Here is a 20,068-nt window from a genome sequence, read left to right on the forward strand (position 1 = left end):
CCGCGCCTCCTTTCTCCCTACCCTAACACGGAGAAAAAAAGGGAAGAGCACCACCGTATGGGGGGGGGGGGGGGGGGACCCGGCCCCCTCCCCCCCCCCCCCCCCCCCCCCCCCGTGACTGTAGCCGGGCGGGGCGCGCCTTCGCCCGAGCGACGTTCGCCTGCCCGGGTGGCCGAACTCAGGCTTGATGCCCGCAGGTATGCATTCTGGCGGCAGGCGTTCGAGCAATACCGCCGCGGCCGGCCCGCGCTCCCGTACACGGGCCCGACGGTCTCCATGAGGCCGCGAAGTACCACACCCCCGCTTCGTCCTCGTCCCCGCCCTCCGCGAGGAACTCGAAGTCCTCGTCCCCGCCGACCGCCACCCCGGCCGCGCGTGGAAGCAGGGCCCGGCGCTCGCCGTCGTGTCCGCGCCCCGCACCGAGCGCCCGGTCCGCATCGGGTACGCCAGGACGTCGACCGCCCGGCAGGAGCTGGCGAGCCAGCTCGAAGCCCTCCACCGCGCCCAGTGCCACAAGGTCTTCCAGGAGCAGATCAGCACCCGGGTGAAGATCCGGCCCGAACTGGAGAAGGCGCTCGCCCTGGCCCACCAGTTCAAGGAGGCCGCCCCCGAAACGTCCGTCATCCTCACCGTCCACGAGCTCAAGCGCCTCGCGCGCAACGCGGCCGAGCTGATGACGCTGTCCGCCGAGCTCCAGGCCGGCGGCATCCAGCTCGAACTTCTCACCGGACCGCTCACCGGGATCTACGACCCCAACGGCATGGGCGCCATGTTCTTCACCGTCCTGGCCGTGGCCGGGCAGATCGAGCGCAACTACATCCGGGAGAAGACCCTCGAAGGCCAGGTCATCGCCGCGTCCAAGGGCAACCACGGTGGACGCCCGAAGGTCATCGACGACGACATGCTCACGTTCGCCGTCGCGCTCAAGGACAAGGGCGTCCCTGTCCCTGAGATCGCGAAGAAGCTGACCATCAAGACCGGGAAGAACGCGGGCAAGTCTCCGTCGGTCGCCTCGCTCTACCGGGCGCTCGCGGAAGCCGAGGAAGCCGCGGCCGACGACGGCCTGCCGCTGCGGCCCACGCCCGTACGTATCCGCCGGCCCGATGACCCGCTCACCCCCGAGGAGATCGACCTCCGCGAACGGCTCCAGGCCCAGCCCCACCCGAACGCCGAGCTGCGGTAGTCCCGCCCACGACCTGCCCCGATCCCAAGATCACCGGTCTAGCGTTAACCGCTGTACCGCTGTTCCCCAAGGCCGATGACGGACCCTCACGACCCCGCCCCGGCCGACGCCGACGACGTTGAGCGCCACCCCTGCCCGCGGTGCGCGGCCGAACCCGGATCGCCCTGCCGCTCGCGCGGCGGCGCGGTCGCCGGGACCTACCACACCGGCCGGTTCACCAAGGTGCCCCGCCTCGCGAAGCTCCTGCGGGTCCAGACTCCAGCGGACCGCGGGCCCGGCCAGCCGTGGCGGCCCGGCACTCCGCCGCCGGACCCGGTCGACCCGGGCACCCCGGGCGCGGACATCCGGATCGGGTACGCCCGCTGCTCGACCCTCGGCCAGGAACTCGACTCCCAGCTCGACGCGCTGGCCAAGCACGGCGTGCCGCGCGAGAAGGTGTTCAGCGAGAAGATCAGCACCCGCATCCGGGTCCGCCCCCAGTTCGAGGCCGCGCTCGCCGCGGCCCGCGACATCAAGGCCCATGCCCCGCACTGCCAGGTCATCCTCACCGTGTACGAGATGAAGCGGCTCGGCCGCGACGCCGCCGAGCTCACCGCGCTCGCCGACCACCTCACCGCCCACGGCCTGGTCCTGGAGATGCTCGCCGGCCCCCTGCCCGGCATGTACGACCCCAGCGGGCCCGGCCGACTGCTGTTCGCGTTCTTCGCCGCCATGGCCGAGACCGAACGGGAGAACATCCGCGAGTCCACCCTCGAAGGCCTCGAGACCGCGGCCCGCAAGGGCAAGCACGGCGGCCGCCCGCCCGTCATCACCGACGACATGCTCCACACCGTCCTCCGCCGCCGAACGGCCGGCGAGTCCGTCGAGCAGATCCAGCCCGACCTGATCATCCCCACCGGCAGACGCAAAGGACACAGCCCGTCCGTCGCCAGCATGTACCGCGCGCTCGCCGAACACGAGAAGGCCCAGGCATACCCCGAGGCCGTCGAGGCTGCCCAGGCCGACTTCGCCGCGCTGCGACAACGGTCGACGGCCGCCCCCACCAACGCCTGACGGAAGCGCTACTCACCGGTCCGACCCTCCCCAAGGGCCAGCCTCCCCCCGGCGAAGGTGGCGAGCGGCGCGTGCTCGAAGTTGTGGCTCGCCGGGAGGTCGTACAGCTGGGTCAGCGGTTCGAGCCGGGCACGGGCACCAACGTGTAGGGAGACTTGTCCAGGTTTCTGAAATGAGGCTCGGACCCGATCGCCGCGGAGACGCCCATATAGTGGCGGTTCTCAAATTCCAAAGCGAAGATCAAAAATTTGCCGTCTGGCTGGGCCTCTGCGTAGACAGACACGAAGTTGCGCCTGTTGTCTTCCACTTCGTCCGGCAGGCCACTCGGCCCGTTGCAGGGGCCGAAAATGTCTGCTTCGAGACTTGCCGGGGGAAACACGTACATCCGCTCATATACCGAGTCTGAGCTCACGCACTTGCCGTCGGTCGTTCGCAGGCTCTCGGCAGCCCGATCCCAATGGACCGTAAGGACGTTGCCTCCGGTGCAGTAGTTCGTGCTGACGAGGTAGTCCGTGCCTTTTTCAGACAGGCACCGGTCCCCTGTCGGCATCTTGATCTTGAAGTTTCCGGTCGGCCAGCCGCCGTCGGCCGGCGGCTCAACGGCCGAGGCTGGAGCAGCGGCTGCCGTGAGCGCACTGCCCATCAGAGCTGCGGATGCGGCCAAGGCTACGGCCACAAGTGAGTGAGTGATCCTTTTACGCATGCCGGTGTGTGCCCTTCTGTGACTGCGGACACCTCTCCCGCAGCAAGATCACGTGGTCTGGCGTTCAACGACATCTCCCTCTTCGGGAAACGGTCGTCCCTACATGCGCGCGCTCTGGCTGGACACGATGATCTTCACCACCACTTCTACAGGCCGGACTGCGGTCTATCCGCGCTGAATGAGGTGCCGCCCGGACTCGACCTCCTGGGGAGACTCACCCTCGCCCCGGGCCCTCGGGGCGCCCGCGGAACCCCTTTCATGGCCCTGTACTCGTATAGCGACGGCCAGTGGTGGCGTTATGGCTGTCGGCGTGCACCTGGGCCCTGCAATCAGGCCGGCCGCTGCCCTACCGCCAAAACCCGGTCGAGTCCTCCCCAAGGGCCTTGTCGTGCTCGGACAGGACGTTTCGTACCCGGCCGTCGAGAGCTGTGTTCCGCGCGATCGCGCTGTAGTGGACCTCGCATACGGCGAGCATCGCCTCGGTGCCGGCATCGGCAACGGGTTTGGGTCCCTCCAGCTCGACGACAGCGGCACGCATCAGAACCTCTTTGATCGGGACATCCGCTACCAACTTCAGCGTGCGCCTGTATAGGTCAGCCGGGGTGTGCTGAACTCCAGCGGCCTGAAGCTCGGCCCGAGCCAGCTTTTCGCAGGCTCCAAACTCGGCCTCACGCTCGTAGACATGCAGCGCGGCCAGAAGAGTCGCATAGGCGTCTCGCTGATGCTGTCGGCGCACCGCGTCCACCGGCCCTCGTTGAGCCCCCCGCCCCTGCGCTAGCCCAGCAGCGAAGGCAGCACCAGCCGCGGTGATAGCTACAGGGACAGCAATGAGAGCGGCCGTCACAGCAGGATCCATGAGTCTGATCCTGTCCCACACCACGCCCGCCCAACAGGGCTTTCGCCACATCCGGTGTCCCGTTGACTGGGCAGCCCTGGCCTAGGGCGACTGCACTGAATGAGACGAGCCTTCAATCACCTCGCTTCCTTGAGACGACGACTGGGTTCGTTGACAGCGGACACCCCCCGCCAGGAGGGAACCGCGACTCTGCGCGGGTTATCTGGCCAGACTGACCATCCCTACTTGGCGGGCGATGCAGCGACCGAGCCCCCGGCAGTCTCTTCGCGCTCCTTCTCCAGCTCCCGCGCCACGACGATCTCCGGCGTGGTGAAGTCCCCTTTGCATCACGTTTCGCCGCAACCGGGCCCTCGCCACCGCCCGCCTCTCGCTTGCCCAGCTCCACCAGGGCGACATCGACCAGGCCACCGCGACTACCGCGAAGGTCTTCGACGAGATGCGCGGCGCCCCGCTGCCCGGCCGGATGCGCTCGCTGCTGGGCGAGTTCCACCGCGACCTGATCACCCTCGCCCCCGGCTCGGCCACCGCGCTGGACTGGGCCGATCGCTACCGCACCGAATGGAGCCGCCCGTGACCCCCGTCTACACCCTGCGCCGCTACGGACACGCTGAGGCAGCCGAGATCCGCCAGATACTCATCGACGTCCACACCGACGCCTTCGGCGCCGAGACCGACGAGTTCCACGACCCCGAGCGGTTCGCCTGGTTCGTCGACCACTGGAGCGGCCTGCCCGGCTTCGGCTGCGTCATCGCCTACGACGGCGACGAGCCCGCCGGCTACGCCTACGGCGCCCCCGCTGTCCACGAACGGGAGTGGTGGCGCGAGTACCTCTCCCCCGCCCCCGCCGCAGAGGAGACCTTCAACCTCTCCGAGCTGATGGTCCGCCCCAAGTGGCGCACCACCGGCCTGTCGGAGCAGCTGCACGCCGAGCTCGTCGGACGACGTCCCGAACCGCTGGCCTCGCTCCTTGTCGACGTCACCCACCCCCGAGTCCAGGCTCTGTACGAGACGTGGGGGTACCGCAAGATCGGCGAACGCCAGCCCTTCGCCGACTCCCCGCTGTACGCCGTAATGCTCCGCGGCTCGTGAACCAGCGAGAGATCAAGCGCCCGCCCGGTGTAACGTGCGAAGGCTTCCCGGGCAGGCTCTGCTCCCCATCGTCCGTCAGAGCGGCCCCGCCCGCGCCAGGACGTGCGGCGAACCAGGTGAGCGCTCGTGCGGGATCGATTCAGCGGTGAACGTCCTCCCCCACACGGCTGACGGAGACTCTCATCACGCAGCGGACCGGGGTTCTGGACCGATATCCCTGTGTTCGTGATCAAGAACATGCTTCGCGGCGCCGCCGCGCTCTCCCTCGCCCTGACCCCCCTCGCACTGCCCTCGTCGGCCACCGCCGCCCCGGCCGTCCCCGCATCCGCAGCCGTCCTGAACCTGGCCGACGCCGTCGAACAGCTCCCCCTCGCTGACGAGTCCCGCGCTGGGTACCAGCGTGAGAGCTTCAAGCACTGGAACCGCGGCTTGGACCTGTCGGACGGCTGCAACACCCGCAACGAGGTGCTCCTGGCCGAGGCCGTCGAGGTGCCGACCGTCGCAGCCGGCTGCAAGCTGTCGGGCGGGCTGTGGAGGTCGTACTACGACGGCCAGGAGGTCAACGACCCCGCCAAGCTCGACATCGACCACATGGTCCCGCTTGCGGAGGCCTGGGATTCCGGGGCGAGCGCCTGGACCGCGGCGCGTCGGGAGGCGTACGCGAACGACCAGGATGCCGCCGCGTCGCTGGTAGCGGTGACCGCGCGGTCGAACCGGTCCAAGAGCGACCAGGACCCGGCCGAGTGGATGCCGCCGCTCCCCGACGCGAACTGCCGGTACGTCTCCGAGTGGGTCGCCACGAAGCTCCGCTGGGGCCTCGCGGCCGACCAGGGTGAGGCCGATGCGCTGAAGGTGTACGCCGAGGCCTGCGAGACCACCGTCGTCCACTACACCCCCGCCCCGTAGCCACCCAGGCCGGGAACGCATTGCGCCCCTGCACCCGCGATCACTGGGTACAGGGGCGCACAGGAGGAGGGTCAACGACCAGTCGGCCCGACCTCCTACGGCTCACCGTAGCGGCCTGACGGGGCGCCACCGGCTCCTCGTCCCTCGCAGGGGCGGTTCCGCCACGCGGACGAGTGACGGCGCGGGGGCGCGGGTGACAGGCTTGCGGTCAGTCCACCTCGCCTTACTGATCGTTTCAGAATGACCTGAGCGGCGGTGGCCGCCGAGCCGTGTCGGCCGCAGTCGCCGGGGTGGCCCAGGTCCCAGCACGTCAGCGGCCCTGGCTATCGTCAATGTCATGGCCTCAAGCGATCACCTACTCGATCTAATCCGGAGCATGCCGGACATCCACGGGCTGCTGGGTGCGTCCTTCGAGTTCGACATCGAGCGGAAGGAGTGCGGTGACGGCTTGGGGCTTTCCTCAGGTGAGCCGCTGGAGCCGATCGCAGGAGATTTCACCGGCGGGGCGTACTTCCTGTGCGCCGAGAAAGGCGGCCGGCGCGCAGTGGTGTTCGCAAGCTCTGACGGGGCGGGCGGGCTGATCGCCGACGACCTGGTGGACGCTCTGGAGATCATCATCGGGTTGGCATGGCAGGACTGCCTTGGCTTCTCCGGCGGCGGCGATCTGCAGGTCATGCAGACTTCCGCCCAGCATCTTGAGACGTATCGGATCAGAGCCAACCCGGAGATCGCCGAAGATCGCGCTCGCGTGGCTGCGGCTCTGTCTCTGCGTGTCCTTCCTCTCCCTGACCTCGTCATCCGCCTGCATGCGGCAGCGTCAAGGACCGTGCCTGACTACGTGGTGGTCGAGGATGGGGACGTCTTCGGCCCGCCGTTTGGCGAGTTCTCGGAACCGCGGCACGGTGGCTGGCGCTGAGTATCGGACCGCGTGGCACTGGCGGGCATCGTCTACGTGTTGCGCAAGGGAGTCGCCTGGCGAGACGTGCCCACCCAGGTCGTGGGCTGCTCAGGGGTGACAGCCTGGCGACGTCTGCGGGACTGGACCGAGGCCGGCGTCTGGCGCCGTCTCCACGAGATACTGCTCACCGAGCTGAGGGTCAACGGCTTGCTGGACATGGATGATTGCGCGGTCGACGGCTCCCACGTCAGGGCGCTGAAAGGGGGATCATGTGGGTCCCTCGCCAGTGGACCGCGCACGTCCGGGCTCCAAGCACCACGTGATCGTGGACCGGCACGGCCCCCCACTGGCCGTGTCGCTCACCGGCGGAAACCGCCACGACGTCGCCTCGCCCCACAACTCGACCTGCGCCCCTCGTTCGTCACCGCACTGCCCGACCTGCTCTCCCACGAACCCGTCACCTTCACCGGCAACGCAGCCACCACCGAAGCCAACTGGAACCAGGAGATCAACCGCAACATCCTCCAGTACCGCGACGTCAACAGCATCGACGACTACCTCGACATCACCTGCAAGAACGTCGAATCCATAGCCGCCGAGTACGCCCCCGCCAGCACCCTGTTGCCCTGGACACCCGAGCCCCCTACCGAAGACCGCCCGCCCTACCTCAGCGACCTGATCCTCACCGAACTCGAAACCGCCGGCGCCAACCACACCCGGTATCGAGTCTACCGGCTCCTCGAACTGTGCCGCGAGCTCAACAACAACTTCGAGGCCCAGAACCCTTACGCCTGCACCATGCTGATCCGCGCCATCACCGACCACATCTCACCCGCCTTCGGGCACAAGGACTTCAAGCAGGCTGTCAGCATCTTCAAGTTCACTCAGACCGACCGGGACCACGCCAGCAAACTCGCCAGCACCAAGGGCATCGGCAACGACAGCCTCCACCGCCAGATAGGCCACAGCCCGTCCCCCATCACCATGCACGACGTACCCCCGCCCCTCTACCTCAGCTCCGTCCTCGACGCCCTCGTCACACGCCTCAAGAACCCCGACCCCAGCTGAACCTCGGCCTCGGTACTGGTGGGCTCGCCTATTCAAGTGTCCAAGGCAACCGCTGAGCCCATATAGGACGCCCCTGTCGTGCAGATGACGGAAGGACTAACGGATGACGACCGACCCGGTCGCTAGGTATGCAATGCTCCACGCCGTTGCCGCCGCAGCGCTCTCGGGGGCAGATGGCCCCGCACTCACCGATACCTCCACTGTGGTGGCCTCCGAGTGGGGTCGAGGGGACGGCTCGCTGCAGCACACCACGCTACTGACCCTGTCGGCGTGCCTGTGGTGGAGTGGCTCTGCCCTGTCGACCATGCCCGGCCGCATACTGACGCGACCTCAGATGTCGGAACTCATGACCGAGGTGGACAAACTCAGCCCTTTGTCACCTGCCGCGAACAAGGTGCTTGGTGCGCTGGCCGGTGCGGACGACTTCACGACGTCAGCTCAACTCATGAGCGGACTGGCCCGGGGCGGCGACATGGATATCCCCCGACTGGTGGCTGGCATGTTCGAGGCCGCCGTAGCCATGGCGCGGCAGGTTTCCGCTGTCCACGGAGATACGTCGCTGGCGATCTTTGCATCAGCCTCGGACAGATGACGGTGTCCGTCAGCGAGCTTCTGGACAAGATCGCATGAGCGATGGCGTGCGCCAACCGGTTCCCCTGCGCTGTCTGCCGCGGGTTCGGTGAGGTCGCCGTCGCGGCGCCCACCCAGCGGTAGCCGCACAACGACGCGGGCCCCGGCTTCCCCCTCTCGCGAAGGGGAAGCCGGGGCCCGCGGGTTATCTGGCCAGACAGACCGGTCCTACTCGGGGTGCTGGTAAGAATTCTGTCATCAGCCGCAAACGGCGACGCTGTGGGGCTGAGGAGGGCTGGTCTTCAGGTGAGAAGGGCGGCGAGGGCGCCGGCTACGACGGCGGCGAGGGTGATGACTGCGCCGAAGGTGGTGGCGGCGCGGGTGAAGGCCGTGGGGTAGCTGGCGTGGTCCATACGGGCGAGCTTGCCCGCGCCGGCGGCTGCCAGGAGCGCGACGACGGTCACGAGTGCGGTGGTGAGCAGGACGACGGCGACGGTCACGACAATCTCCCGGTATGGGTTGGAAGTGTTGACGTGGTCGAACGTCGCGGAATTCGTGTTCGCCGGGGTTCGCCGGGAGGAAGATGAACACCGGCGAACGCGACGGTCCTGGGGGCGCACCGTGAACGAGGAGTACAACAGCCAGGATCCGGCCCTGACCGAGCTGCGGGAGAAGCTGAGGGCCGGGATGGCCCGTGTGCGGGTGAACCAGACGGATCTCGCCAAGCGTGCCGGGCTGGGGCGCACGACGGTATCGGAGGCACTTTCGCCGGCGAAACCTGCGCCCTCGCCCGAGACGGTGGCGGCTCTGGCCCGTGCGCTGCAGCTTCCTGTGGAGGAGCTGCGGGAGTTGCAGCGGAGCGCGGTCGAGGGCGCCGGCGGTGAGGTGCGGTCGGTTCCGGGCCGCTCGATCGGTGACTGGGATCCGCACGACCTGGAGGTCCACCCGGCCGGGCCCGGGAGGTCGGGGGCCCGGACGATGCCCAAGTATGTGCAGCGCGAGCATGACCGGGTACTGGCCGGACTGGTGAAGGATGCCGCGGCCGGCCGCAGCGGGGCTGTGGTGTTGGTGGGTAGTTCGTCGACGGGAAAGACACGCGCGTGCTGGCAGGCTGTTCAGCCGCTCGCGAAGGAGGGGTGGCGGCTGTGGCATCCCTTCGCCCCGACCCGGGCCCAGGACGCCCTGGAGGACCTGCCGCGGGTCGCGCCGCGCACCGTGGTGTGGCTGAACGAGGCCCAGCACTACCTCGGCGACCGCGCGGCGGGTGAGCGGATCGCGGCGGCCGTGCACCGGCTGCTGGTGAGCGCGGAGTACGGGCCGGTTCTGGTGCTGGGCACTCTCTGGCCCGAGTACGCCGCCCGGTACACGGCCCTGCCCGCGCCGGGACAGGAGGATCCGCACAGCCGGGTGCGGGAGTTGCTGGCCGGCCGCGTGCTGAGCGTTCCCGAGTCGTTCGATGCTCAGGCGCTGGCCGCCGCGGCCGCTTTTGCCGAAGGTGGGGACCTGCTTCTGGCCGACGCACTGAGCCGTGCGGGCGCTGACGGGCGGGTCGCTCAGGATCTCGCCGGTGCCCCCGAACTCCTCAACCGCTACCGGCACGCGAGCCCGGCCGCCGCAGCGGTGCTGGAAGCGGCGATGGACGCCCGCCGCCTCGGTGTCGGCCTCCACCTCCCCCAGGCCTTCCTCACCGACGCCGCCGCCGACTACCTCACCGACACCGACTACGACCAGCTCACCGACGACTGGGCAGAACAGGCTTTCGCCGAACTCGCCGCCCTCGTCCACGGCAAACAGGCCCTCTTGCGCCGCACCACCCCCCGTACCCGGCGACGTCCTCCCGCCCCGTTCCCGGCTGTTCATGGCCTGGGCCCGTCGACCGCGGGACCGGTATTCCGACTCGCCGACTACCTCGAACAGCACGGCCGCACCAGCCGCAGGCACCTATGCCCGCCCGCGTCGTTCTGGCACGCCGCCCACACTCACCTCACCGACCCCGACGACCTCGGCAACGTCACCAGTGCGGCCGAGAAGCGGCACCGTCTGCGATGGGCCCAGTCTCTCCGCCACCGCGCCGCCGACCACGGCAACGCGGACGCCCTGTTCCGCCTGGCCAAGGTACGGGCAGAGGCCGGGGACCGGGGCGGCGCCGAAGCCCTCTTCCGGCAGGCCGCCGACCACGGCCATTCCAACGCCATGGATCACCTGGCCAGGATGCGGGAGGAGGCCGGGGACCGGGGCGGCGCCGAAGGCCTGGCCCGGCAGGCCGCCGACCACGGCCACGTATACGCCCTGGATCACCTGGCCAGGGTGCGGGAGCGGGCCGGGGACCAAGGCGGCGCCGAAGCCCTGGCCCGGCAGGCCGCCGACCACGGCCACCCCGAAATCCTGGATCGCCTGGCCAAGATGCGGACAGAGGCCGGGGACTGGGACGGCGCCGAAGCCCTCTTCCGGCAGGCCGCCGACCACGGCCACCCCGACGCCCTGGATCGCCTGGCCAAGATACGGAATGAGGCCGGGGACCGGGACGGCGCCGAAGGCCTGGCCCGGCAGGCCGCCGACCACGGCCACCCCGACGCCATGGATCACCTGACCAAGATGCGGGAGGAGTGCGGGGACCGGGGCGGCGCCGAAGCCCTGGCCCGACAAGCCGCCGACCACGGCAACCTCAACATCCTGTTCCGCCTGGCCGGCATGCGGGAGGAGGCCGGGGACTGGGACGGCGCCGAAGCCCTGGCCCGGCAAGCCACCGACCACGGAGACCTATACGCCATGGATCACCTGGCCGTGATGCGGGAGCGGGCCGGGGACCGGGGCGGCGCCGAAGCCCTGGCCCGACAGGCCGCCGACCACGGCAACCTCAACGTCTTGTTGCACCTGGCCAGGATGCGGGAGGAGTGCGGGGACCGGGGCGGCGCCGAAGCCCTGGCCCGACAGGCCGCCGACCACGGCAACCATGTTCCCCTGGCCAACAACCCGGAAATCTGGACCAAGCTGTGGCCTTATGGCCTGGACCCAGATGCCACACCTACATCTCCATGGCGAGCGTCCGTGTCCGATTGAGCGGAGCAGACACGTACCGCCAGGCACGCCGTAGGGATACCGGTTTGCGGCTGGTGACAGAGTTCTTACTGGTACCCCTACGGCGGACTCCGGCACGGTGAACTTCTGCATGCAGTCGCCGCACATGATCTTCCGCTTGGCCAGAGCCGTGGGCGAGACACGGATGACCGCCGGCTGGGGGCACTGGCAGGTGGCCTTCACGTAGTTCCGGTCTTCCTTCTCCGGGCGCGGCGGCTTCTCCTCGCCGTCGCCATCATCGGCGCCGTCGTCGAGCCCGGTCTTGCCGGTGGCGGCCTTGCCCTTGCCTCCGCCTCCGATGCTGACGGGGATGTAGGCGGGGACTCGGGTGGCATGGATGGCCTTGTCCAGGGCCGCGATCTGGTCGGCGTACGCCTCCTTGGCCTCCTCTCCCAGTACCGGGAACCGGGTGTGAGTAGTTGAGGTGCAGGAAATCCCGGTGAGATTGATCTTGCTTGGGTTCCCCTACTTCGGCGAGTGCTCGGGTGGGCTGTTCCGGGCCTGCGCGAGCAGCTGGGCCACCACGTCGTCGGTGCCGTCATGAGCCTGGCGGGCCAGGTCATCCAGCGCGGTGTCGGCACCCAGGACCTGTGCGGTGAGGCGTTCCATCAGCTCCGGTGCGGTGCTGATGTCGGGGGGGCCGGTAATAAGGGCGCGGACCGGGCGGCGGGGACCGACGATCTGTGCGTCGTCGGATGCGGCAGCTTCCTCAGCCTCGGCGAGAGCCCGGTACAGCGAGGCGACCGAGGGGTGGCGTCCCGCGTTCTTTCCCGTCCTGATCGTCAGCTTCTTCGCGATGTCGGGGACGGAGACGCCCTTGTTCTTCAGTGCGACGGCGAAGGTGAGCATGTCGTCGTCGATGACCTTGGGGCGCCCGCCGTGGTTGCCCTTGGCGGCGGCGATCTGCTGGCCCTCCAGGGTCTTCTCGCGGATGTAGTTGCGGTCGAGCTGGGCGGCTACGGCGAGCACGGCGAAGAACATGGCGCCCATGCCGTTGGGGTCGTAGATGCCGGTGAGTGGTCCGGTGAGGAGTTCGAGCTGCACGCCGGCGTCCTGGAGCTGACCGGACAGCGTCATCAGCTCGGCGGCGTTGCGGGCGAGGCGCTTGAGTTCGTGGACGGTGAGGATGACCTCCTGGTCGGGGGCGGCCTCCTTGATGTCGTAGGCGAGCTTCAGGGCCTTCTCCAGCTCGGGCCGCATCTTGATCCGGGTGGAGATCTTCTCGGAGAAGATCCGCTTGCAGACCGGTTCGAGCGAGGCGAGCTGGGAGGCGAGTTCCTGCTGGGCGGTCGAGCAGCGGGCGTAGCCGATCCGGATCGGCTTGGCCGCCGCGGCGGCCGGCAGCGCTTCGACGGGCGGGCCCGCCTTCCACGGCCGCCCAGGGCCGCGCTCTTCCGGCACGATCACCTCCAGCTCCTCGCGGAGCGCGGGCACGAGGATGAAGCGGGCGGTGTGGTACTTCGTCGCGCACTTCCCGCTCCGGGTGCGGCAGGCACTGCCTGCCGGGGCCTCACACTTCGGACAGTCGTTTCGTTCTACCGCGTTTGCGGCTTGATCGGGCGTCAGATCCACCCGTGGAGTCTGTCAGAACTGTCTCGCACAACACGCCGGTTTTGAGAGGGGTTCTGCGAACGGCGACCTGGGGAAACGTGATCGACTCCGGGCCTCTCGCAGAACTCTCGCAACTGGTCGTATCTGCGAGAGCCACAAGCGGAACTGTCGCTACCGTTAGCCGCTGCTCCGTTGTTCCCCGATGCCGCTTCAGGGCCTTCTCCTGGTACCGGCGCAGCCACATGCCAGAAGGGCCGGTCCATCGGCCGCGAGGCGGATGAACAGGCCCTTCTGTGAGGTTCACCAGGCGAGCGTCTGCCCGTTGCTGGTGACTGTGACGGTGGCCTTCTCGAGGGCGGGCCTCCCGGCGGCGTGCCAGCGGCCGAGGTGCTCCTCCACGGTGTCCCAGATGAGGTCCGGGCCGTCTTGGCGGGCGATCCACTGCCCGGAGTCCTGGTAGACGGCGGCCCACGAGCCGGTGAGGAGGTCGACCAGGACGTGCTCGCTGCGGCCGTCTCGGGTGAGCGTGAGCCGCTGCGTGTTCGGGACAGCGAACTGGGTGATGAGGCGGGCAGCCCAGTCGTCCAGGGCGTCCGCACCAATGTCGACCACTCGTTCCGTGCCCGCGCCCAGGTCGGGAAGGAGGCCGAGCGGCGGGGGCGATTGTGGCCGGGCGAGCATGAAACTCACCTGCCCGCCGAGGAGGGGGCCGGAGGCCGTACCGTCCTCGCCGACGGTCAGGCGGGCGAGTTCCGAGGCGTGGAGCCAGCCTCCGATCGTGGCGAGGATCAGGCCGCCGGGCCGGGTCTGCTCGATCCAGGCCGCGGGCACGGTCTTGATGCCGCACGTGGCGATGATCCGGTCGTACGGAGCACCCTCGGGGTGGCCCAGGAGCCCGTCTCCGGTCACCAGGGTCGGGCGGATGCCCTGCTCCCACAGGGCGGCTCCCGCTCGGCCGGCGACGTCGCTGTCGTACTCAACGGAGGTGACGAGGTCGTCGCCGAGGCGGGTGGCGAGGACGGCGGTGGAGTAGCCGGTGCCGGTGCCGATCTCCAGGACGCGCATGCCGGGTTCGACCTGGAGGTCCTCGAGCATGCGCAGGACGAGGGACGGCAGGGTGCTGGAGCTGGTCGGCTCCCGCAGGATCTGGCCGCGGACGTCCTGCGGGAGGATCGTGCCCGCGATCTGCGTCACGAGGGACTCGTCGCGGTAGCAGGCCCCGAGCCATCCCGGGTCGTTCTGCAGTACCGGCTCCCAGGCCGCGCCACCTGCGTTGCGGAAGAACCCGCCGCGGAGGAAGTCGTGCCGGGCCACCTGGCCGGCGGCGGCCTTCCACTCGTCGGTGCGCAGGGCGCCGGCGGCCGTGAGCTCGTTCAGGAGCTGCGCGCGAAGGGATTGGGCCTGGTCGGTCACGGCTTCCTCTCCAAGAGGTCGGCCAGCGCTGCGCACATGGGCAGGCCGGTCTCGGTCTCCAGCCAGTACCACTGACCGGACGGGTTGCACTCCAGGAACCACCATCCCTCGTCTTCGCCGACGCAGAAGTCGAAAGCGCCGAAGACGAGCCCGAAGTGGTCCATGTACCGGCGCAGCGCCCGGCGGATCCCGGACGGAGTCTCCACCATGGTGTAGGTGAGCTGGCTGTAGTCGGTGCGCCAGTCCAGGAGGTCGCAGTCGATGCGGACGCTGAACACGTGCTCGCCGATGACCGTGACGCGGACGTCGGCCGTCTTGGGCACGCGCCGCTGGAACAGGTGCGCGGTCCCGGACACGCTGTCGTCGATGTCGCCTGCAGCGACCTCGGCGACCTTGACGACGTTGGAGATGCCGTCGACCAGATAGACGGGGTTGTGCAACGGCTTGTAGATGACCGAGTCGTGCCGCTTCACGAAGGCCCGTGCCGCCTCGGCGTCGGAGGTGATGAGCGTGGGCGGGACGAGGAATCCGGCGTCGACGGCGGCCGCGAGGCCGGAGGGCTTGAATTCGGCGTCGCCGATCCGGTGGGGGTGGTTCACGTAAAGGCACCTGGGGAGGGACGCCAGGACCCCGCCAAGGCCGTAGCGGGCCTGGGTGAGGGCGAAGCGTGCGTCCTGGGCGTTCAGGTGCGGGAAGGCGAATCCTGTGGGGCGGCGGTAGTAGAGAGAGCGCACGCGGGCCAGGTCGGCAGCGCGGGAGGGGGTACGGAGCTGTCCGCGGATCCCGTGCTCGGTGATCTCGGCCTCGACCGACAGTGATGCGGGGAAGTCCCCAGAGTCGAGCCGCACGACCGGGACACCCCGGTCGTGCAGCTCGCTGATCACCACGTCGGCGGTGGGGTCGTACAGGCTGGTGACGACCAACACCGGACGTGTGTCAGTCACTGGTCGTTGTCACTCCCCGAGTCCGAGTCCTGGGTCGTGCCGTTCCCGTCCGGGCTGGTGCCCGTCGCGGGGGAGGTGCCGGTCGAGGTGCCGTGGCCGGGCATCTCCATCACGGCGCCGTGCTGGTCGAAGTAGACGGCGGTCTGGGTGGCCGGGTCGAGCCGGATGGTGCTGTGCGCGGGCGCCATGGTCGGGTAGGGCGCCATGCGGCCCACACCCCAGGGGGCCGGGGTGACGACGCCCTGCGGGACGGGCGAGCTGGTTGGGAGACGATCCGAGTGGGCGTACATGCTTCTCCTTGATCGAAGGTGACGTGCATGGGGTGGTACGGCCCCGTGCCGGGACTCCTGCTCGTGAGGGGGGACTGCACGAGTGCGAGGTCGCCCCGGCACCGGGGGCTCTGGGGGGGGGAAGCGGTGGCCTGAGCCAGGGGGGTCTGGACGACGCCGCCCTACCGATCTACGGGGAGGTCTCGGTGAAGGCGGCCACGGTGACTTGCCGCAGTTCGCGGACGAGTTGGCGGGCGATGACGAACGGCTGGTCTGGTGAGTCGAACGGGACCAGGGCGTCGGGGTCAACAGGGTGGTTCCGGCCAGGGCGGGGGTAGAGGGTGCCGCGGACGCCGATCAGTTCCGCCTCTCGGATGCGGAGCTCCACGTGACCGTCGCGCAGGCGGGGACACCCCTGCTTGGCCTTCGCCGAGCAGCCCTCGCACATGGTGGGATCACGGTCTGCACGCCGGCATGCAGGCACTCCCAGGACGGGTCCTCGGCGCCGTCAAGGAGCGGCAGCACCCACAGCATCCCGAGCTCATCACGCGCGGCCGGGTCGCTGCATCCCGCACACCGAAGCTGCTGCATCGTCTCCTTCTGCCGGTACGGGTGCAGCTCCCTCGCGTAGGCAGGGCTGCCCGTGCGGGTCCCGCCGGTCAGCGTCCACAGAATGCCGTCCCGGTCGCGGCGGTAGGCGTCCAGGATCGGATCGGCGTAGGCGACGCCACGTGAGCTGACCACGGTCTCCGCGGTGGGGATGCTTTCTCCCGTCCACGGGACGACGTACGGCACTGTCGGTCGGTGCACTGCTGTTCCCCTGCGAGTCGTAGGTCGAAGGCGGTGTGGGAACCCCTGCTGCCGGATTCGGAACCGCTCCGGCAGCAGGGGGTGGGAACCGTGTCTTGCAGGTGTGGGAGGTGGTCCTGCCGGACACGGGGGTCAGGAGGTGCAGCGGCGGCCCGCGAACGCGGCATGGGGGGTGGGCTCGGGCCGTAGCTCGGCCAGGGCGTCCCGGAGAGGGGTGGCCGGGACGAGGCGGTCGCTCGCCGACGGTCGGAGCCAGTACGGTCCCGGCTCGCTCGGCGGGGCCTTGGCGTGGAGCGAAGGCAGCGTGATCGCGTGCGGAGCTCCGAGGCAGACGGCGTGCGTGTGCGGCTCCCACCGGTCCGCGGTGCCGGGCGGGACGAGCCAGTAGAGGAGTCCGTCCCTGGTGTCCTCGACGACGGGTCCGCATCCGCCCTGGACCTCGTCCATGAGTGCAACCGCCGCGCGGGCCTGCGCACCCGAGCTGGTCACCACGACGTCGAAGAGGTTCCCGCCGAGACGAACCCGTGTGTTGCGGTGCGCGGCGATGTCCAGGAGAGCGTGGAGCGCCTCGGCCAGGTCCGCCATGTCGGCGGCCGGCTCCTGCGGCCCGCCGGGGGCATTGATCAGGCGCCGCATCATCGCTTCGGCGTCAGGCGCCGCGGTGGTCGTCACAGGTCCACCCGCCCCGGCTGCATCAGGGCCCGCACGGTCTTGCCTCCCGTGGCAAGGTCCGGAGCCCAGGAGATGGCTGCACCGAGGCGCTGCGCGCCTTCCAGGCCGCGCCCCAGTTCGCCCGCGATGGCAGCCTCGAACTGGGGGAACTCGGGGGTGGGGTCCGTGACGTCGATGAGGAGCTCGTGGGCTTCGGTGACCCGGAGCCAGATGGTGATGGCCTGCCCCGGCTGGCTCGGGGCGATGCCGTGCTGGACGGCGTTGTGTACCAGGACGTACAGGACGTGGAGCGCGGTGTTCTGCGGGCCGTGCCAGTTCAGCAAGGTCAGGGTGATCCGGCCCTGGATGCCGGCCAGTGTCAGGCCGCGGGAGTTCCCGGCGACCCGGATCTCGGACTCGTGCCGGACGGGCGCGGGGCCGGAGCTCACCGGGGGAAGCCCTTCGGGCAGGACGAGGGTGCACCAGGTCTGCGTGCGGCCGTCGCTGATGCCCCATGCGTCGGCCAGGGCATCGACGAGGAGGAGCCCGCGCCCGTGCTCTTCGTAGAGCCCCTTGGGGCGTGGCAGCGGGCCGTCGGAGGAGTGGTCGTCGACGACGATCCTGAGGCGGTTGTCCTGCCGGTGAACGCAGACGTCCACGGTCGGGGCGGAGGCGTGCTGGAACGCGTTGACCGCCAGCTCGGTGAGCAGCAGTTCCGCGTTGCTCACCAGGTCGTGGCGGCGCCAGTGGTTGAGACGGGCCCGGAGAATCTGCCTGAGGCGCGGAACCCAGGCAGCGTCCTGCTCGGACATCCCGCCAGAGGCAGGGGCCGGGCGCCGCTCGATGGACAGGCTGATGAGCGGCGGTGCGGCGGCGTGCAGATAGGCGCGCTCCTGGTCCGCAGGGTGTGTCGTCATGCTCACGGGGTCTTCCCTCCGGAGTGGGTTGCCCGGTCCCGACAGGGGGAGGCAGGACCGGGCTTTCCTCCATGCGTGCCGTCTCTCCGGCGCCGCGTGACCCCAGATAACTCCCGTCGCTGGAGGGCTGGTTAGGGGATCCGCCCTTGAATCTCGGCGAGCCCCCTAGGGTGTTTTGACCTTGCCTTTACCTTGCGGTACGTGCGCAACGGACTACCTTGCGTTCATGGAACCCGCACGCAACGGGGCTCTCGAAGCGTGGATGAGAGAGCACCAGTACAGCGCCACCAGCCTGTCCAAAGCCGTGAATTCAGGGCTGGAAGCACTCACTGGAAAGCCTGGAACCTACGACGGTCGTCACATCCGCGAGTGGCGTTCCGGCCGGGTCCGCTGGCCCAATGCAGCCGCCCGCCGAGTCCTTGCCGACCTCTCTGGGAAGTCCGCCGTCGACTTAGGGTTCGTGCCACGGAGCCGCACCTCGCCGGCAGCCGCACCGCAGGAGGACCCCATGTACCGCCGCACCCTCGTCACCGGAGCGATCTCGGTCGCCGTCGCTGCTGCTGCTCCAGGAACCGCCTCGACCCGCAAGATCGGCATGAGCGACGTCGGCCGCCTTCAGGAGAAGTTCGCCGCAGTCATCGCCAGCGACCACAAGCGCGGCGGCCAACGCGACATCGAGCAGCAGGCCTCAGACCTCGCCAACACGGCCCTGAACCTCCAGAACTCCGGAAGCGCCACCCAGCGCGTCCGCCGCAATCTCTACGCCACCGCGGCCAGCTTCCGCTCATCGGCCATGTGGGCAGCCATCGACGGACGCCGCTTCAAGGACGCCGTCGCCCACATGCGTGAAGCGCAGACCCTCGCGGAACTCTCCGGCGACCAAGCGATCAAGTTCCGGATCTGGTCCCACGCCGGCACCCTCTACCGGCATATGGGACACCCTGCCGACGCCCGCGCCGCCAACGACGTCGCCCGAAGCCTGCACATCACCCGGCGCGACCCCATGTTCGCCTCACTGGGCATGGCCCGCCAGATGGCTATCCAGGGCGTCTCTCACGAGCTGCGAAGCCTGCCTCGCACCTTCGACCAAGCCCAGGAAGCCATGTACCGCGCCGACCAGCAGGCCTCGCGCCCGGTCTGGCTCCTGGCCTTCTGGGACCAGGCAGAACTCCACTCCCTCGCCCTCAGCGCGCATCTGGCCGCCGGCGACTGGCCGACCGCCGAGTATCACGCACACCGGTGCCTGGCCGCGCTCCGACCGCACATGCAGCGCTCACGCGCCATCACCACCAGCCGCCTCGCGCAGGCGCAACTCGCACAAGGCGACGTCGACACCGCCACCCACACCGCCATGAAAGTGCAATCAGAAGCGGCTACCCAACACCCCCGGGTATCGAGGATGCTGCAAGAGTTCGGCGCTGGCCTGCGCGCTACGGCACCCGGCAGCGTCAACGCACGCACCTGGACCGAGCACACAGCCGCCTGGAGGGCCACCGCATGACCTCGGCACCCGCCATCGAACTCCGCTCCTACACCGACCTGGACGCCGTCCGCGGTGACCTGCTCGACGTCTACGCCGAAGTCCGCGCACCCCTCCTCCACCTCGCGAACTACGCAGTAAGCAGCTTCGGCGAGCGGCTGGACCGGCACGGTGCCGAAGAAGGCTTCCAGGCCGTCCTCGCCTACACGGACGGGCACCCGGTGGGCTACACCTACGGCAACCGGATCGAGGACGGAGACCGCTACTGGCAGCGCACGGACCCGACGCCCAGCAAGAAGTACACCGCGCACGCGGCCGTCGCCTTGAAGGAGATCGGTGTCCGGCCTGCCTGGCGCGGCCTCGGCGTCGCGCGACGCGTCCACGACTCGTTCCTCGCCGGCCGCGACGAGCCGTACATAACGCTGATGGTCAACCAGGCGGCCGGCGACGGCAAAGTGCACGCCCTGTACCGGACGTGGGGATACGAAGACCTCGGCCACAGCCAGCCGTCGCCCGCGTCCCCCTGCCTCACGGTAATGATCCGGCCAACGTCGTAGGCGGTGGCGGTCCGGAGGCCTTCGCCGCCGAGATGGGGTGCCGGTAAGACCGTGTCACCAGCCGCAAACGGC

The 20,068-nt window shown here is 69.3% G+C and carries 19 protein-coding genes and 2 pseudogenes; 11 read left to right on the forward strand and 10 right to left on the reverse strand.

Annotated elements, in window-relative coordinates:
* Window positions 1-403: 403 nt before the first annotated feature.
* Together ACZ4XX_RS31470 and ACZ4XX_RS31475 are read left to right on the forward strand one after the other, a co-directional pair.
* Window positions 404-1,183, forward strand: coding sequence for a recombinase family protein (locus tag ACZ4XX_RS31470; RefSeq protein WP_468511268.1), 780 nt, complete (start codon window positions 404-406; stop codon window positions 1,181-1,183).
* Window positions 1,184-1,258: 75 nt separating this feature from the next.
* Entirely contained in the window at window positions 1,259-2,236 is a 978-nt protein-coding gene (locus ACZ4XX_RS31475; RefSeq protein WP_468511269.1) for a recombinase family protein, read from the forward strand.
* Between the two features lie 112 nt (window positions 2,237-2,348).
* Here ACZ4XX_RS31475 and ACZ4XX_RS31480 read toward each other — a convergent pair whose 3' ends face one another.
* Together ACZ4XX_RS31480 and ACZ4XX_RS31485 are read right to left on the reverse strand one after the other, a co-directional pair.
* Entirely contained in the window at window positions 2,349-2,912 is a 564-nt protein-coding gene (locus ACZ4XX_RS31480) for a hypothetical protein (RefSeq protein ID WP_468511270.1), read from the reverse strand.
* A 373-nt stretch (window positions 2,913-3,285) separates the two neighbouring features.
* Entirely contained in the window at window positions 3,286-3,684 is a 399-nt protein-coding gene (locus tag ACZ4XX_RS31485) for a hypothetical protein (protein ID WP_468511271.1), read from the reverse strand.
* A 442-nt stretch (window positions 3,685-4,126) separates the two neighbouring features.
* On the opposite strand from ACZ4XX_RS31485, the pseudogene ACZ4XX_RS31490 reads away from it, so the two are divergent.
* From ACZ4XX_RS31490 to ACZ4XX_RS31515, 6 genes and pseudogenes are all read left to right on the forward strand, one after another.
* Window positions 4,127-4,369: pseudogene (locus ACZ4XX_RS31490) on the forward strand (XRE family transcriptional regulator); the annotation flags it as partial.
* Window positions 4,366-4,884, forward strand: coding sequence for a GNAT family N-acetyltransferase (locus tag ACZ4XX_RS31495; RefSeq protein WP_468511272.1), 519 nt, complete (start codon window positions 4,366-4,368; stop codon window positions 4,882-4,884). The pseudogene ACZ4XX_RS31490 and the gene ACZ4XX_RS31495, both read left to right, overlap by 4 nt.
* A 225-nt stretch (window positions 4,885-5,109) precedes the next feature.
* The gene (locus tag ACZ4XX_RS31500; protein ID WP_468511273.1) at window positions 5,110-5,790 is read left to right on the forward strand and encodes an HNH endonuclease family protein; all 681 of its coding nucleotides are present in this window, start codon (window positions 5,110-5,112) and stop codon (window positions 5,788-5,790) included.
* 376 nt (window positions 5,791-6,166) lie between these two features.
* Window positions 6,167-6,706: a hypothetical protein gene (locus ACZ4XX_RS31505; RefSeq protein WP_468511274.1), complete on the forward strand. Its 540-nt coding sequence runs from the start codon at window positions 6,167-6,169 to the stop codon at window positions 6,704-6,706.
* Window positions 6,707-7,073 (forward strand): annotated as a pseudogene (locus ACZ4XX_RS31510) (transposase); the annotation flags it as partial.
* Between the two features lie 786 nt (window positions 7,074-7,859).
* Window positions 7,860-8,348, forward strand: a complete 489-nt coding sequence (locus ACZ4XX_RS31515; protein ID WP_468511275.1) for a hypothetical protein — start codon at window positions 7,860-7,862, stop codon at window positions 8,346-8,348.
* Window positions 8,349-8,628: 280 nt separating this feature from the next.
* On the opposite strand, the gene ACZ4XX_RS31520 is transcribed toward ACZ4XX_RS31515, so the two are convergent.
* Window positions 8,629-8,826, reverse strand: a complete 198-nt coding sequence (locus ACZ4XX_RS31520) for a hypothetical protein (protein ID WP_468511276.1) — start codon at window positions 8,824-8,826, stop codon at window positions 8,629-8,631.
* A gap of 121 nt (window positions 8,827-8,947) precedes the next feature.
* Between ACZ4XX_RS31520 and ACZ4XX_RS31525 the strand changes: the two genes are divergently transcribed.
* The gene (locus ACZ4XX_RS31525; protein ID WP_468511277.1) at window positions 8,948-11,386 is read left to right on the forward strand and encodes a helix-turn-helix domain-containing protein; all 2,439 of its coding nucleotides are present in this window, start codon (window positions 8,948-8,950) and stop codon (window positions 11,384-11,386) included.
* A 483-nt stretch (window positions 11,387-11,869) separates the two neighbouring features.
* On the opposite strand, the gene ACZ4XX_RS31530 is transcribed toward ACZ4XX_RS31525, so the two are convergent.
* The 7 genes from ACZ4XX_RS31530 to ACZ4XX_RS31560 form a co-directional block, all read right to left on the reverse strand.
* Window positions 11,870-12,976 (reverse strand): recombinase family protein, encoded by a 1,107-nt coding sequence (locus ACZ4XX_RS31530; protein ID WP_468511278.1) that lies wholly within the window; start codon window positions 12,974-12,976, stop codon window positions 11,870-11,872.
* Window positions 12,977-13,255: 279 nt separating this feature from the next.
* Entirely contained in the window at window positions 13,256-14,368 is a 1,113-nt protein-coding gene (tgmC, locus tag ACZ4XX_RS31535) for an ATP-grasp peptide maturase system methyltransferase (RefSeq protein WP_468511279.1), read from the reverse strand.
* Window positions 14,365-15,312 carry an ATP-grasp ribosomal peptide maturase gene (gene tgmB, locus ACZ4XX_RS31540; protein ID WP_468511280.1) on the reverse strand — a complete coding sequence of 316 codons (948 nt, stop codon included), beginning with the start codon at window positions 15,310-15,312 and terminating at the stop codon, window positions 14,365-14,367. Before tgmB ends, tgmC begins: the two co-directional genes overlap by 4 nt.
* Window positions 15,309-15,518 carry a putative ATP-grasp-modified RiPP gene (gene tgmA / locus ACZ4XX_RS31545; RefSeq protein WP_468511281.1) on the reverse strand — a complete coding sequence of 70 codons (210 nt, stop codon included), beginning with the start codon at window positions 15,516-15,518 and terminating at the stop codon, window positions 15,309-15,311. The genes tgmB and tgmA overlap by 4 nt, the downstream gene beginning before the upstream one ends.
* A 253-nt stretch (window positions 15,519-15,771) precedes the next feature.
* Window positions 15,772-16,029 carry a hypothetical protein gene (locus tag ACZ4XX_RS31550; protein ID WP_468511282.1) on the reverse strand — a complete coding sequence of 86 codons (258 nt, stop codon included), beginning with the start codon at window positions 16,027-16,029 and terminating at the stop codon, window positions 15,772-15,774.
* A 494-nt stretch (window positions 16,030-16,523) separates the two neighbouring features.
* Window positions 16,524-17,063 carry a hypothetical protein gene (locus tag ACZ4XX_RS31555; RefSeq protein ID WP_468511283.1) on the reverse strand — a complete coding sequence of 180 codons (540 nt, stop codon included), beginning with the start codon at window positions 17,061-17,063 and terminating at the stop codon, window positions 16,524-16,526.
* Window positions 17,060-17,959 carry an ATP-binding protein gene (locus ACZ4XX_RS31560; protein WP_468511284.1) on the reverse strand — a complete coding sequence of 300 codons (900 nt, stop codon included), beginning with the start codon at window positions 17,957-17,959 and terminating at the stop codon, window positions 17,060-17,062. Before ACZ4XX_RS31560 ends, ACZ4XX_RS31555 begins: the two co-directional genes overlap by 4 nt.
* A gap of 508 nt (window positions 17,960-18,467) precedes the next feature.
* Between ACZ4XX_RS31560 and ACZ4XX_RS31565 the strand changes: the two genes are divergently transcribed.
* Together ACZ4XX_RS31565 and ACZ4XX_RS31570 are read left to right on the forward strand one after the other, a co-directional pair.
* A complete protein-coding gene (locus ACZ4XX_RS31565; RefSeq protein ID WP_468511285.1) occupies window positions 18,468-19,460 on the forward strand; it encodes a hypothetical protein in 993 nt (330 codons plus the stop codon).
* Entirely contained in the window at window positions 19,457-19,996 is a 540-nt protein-coding gene (locus ACZ4XX_RS31570) for a GNAT family N-acetyltransferase (protein ID WP_468511286.1), read from the forward strand. The genes ACZ4XX_RS31565 and ACZ4XX_RS31570 overlap by 4 nt, the downstream gene beginning before the upstream one ends.
* Window positions 19,997-20,068: the final 72 nt, after the last annotated feature.

Source organism: Streptomyces sp. NPDC029956, from assembly GCF_055574655.1.

What these genes read in the sequence shown, in the direction of transcription:
- tgmA (WP_468511281.1), bottom strand. Translation starts at nt 15,518, where the DNA reads ATGGCGCCCTACCCGACCATGGCGCCCGCGCACAGCACCATCCGGCTC.
- ACZ4XX_RS31570 (WP_468511286.1), top strand. Translation starts at nt 19,457, where the DNA reads ATGACCTCGGCACCCGCCATCGAACTCCGCTCCTACACCGACCTGGAC.
- ACZ4XX_RS31475 (WP_468511269.1), top strand. Translation starts at nt 1,259, where the DNA reads ATGACGGACCCTCACGACCCCGCCCCGGCCGACGCCGACGACGTTGAG.
- ACZ4XX_RS31550 (WP_468511282.1), bottom strand. Translation starts at nt 16,029, where the DNA reads ATGTGCGAGGGCTGCTCGGCGAAGGCCAAGCAGGGGTGTCCCCGCCTG.
- ACZ4XX_RS31560 (WP_468511284.1), bottom strand. Translation starts at nt 17,959, where the DNA reads ATGACGACACACCCTGCGGACCAGGAGCGCGCCTATCTGCACGCCGCC.
- ACZ4XX_RS31515 (WP_468511275.1), top strand. Translation starts at nt 7,860, where the DNA reads ATGACGACCGACCCGGTCGCTAGGTATGCAATGCTCCACGCCGTTGCC.
- ACZ4XX_RS31565 (WP_468511285.1), top strand. Translation starts at nt 18,468, where the DNA reads ATGTACCGCCGCACCCTCGTCACCGGAGCGATCTCGGTCGCCGTCGCT.
- ACZ4XX_RS31505 (WP_468511274.1), top strand. Translation starts at nt 6,167, where the DNA reads ATGCCGGACATCCACGGGCTGCTGGGTGCGTCCTTCGAGTTCGACATC.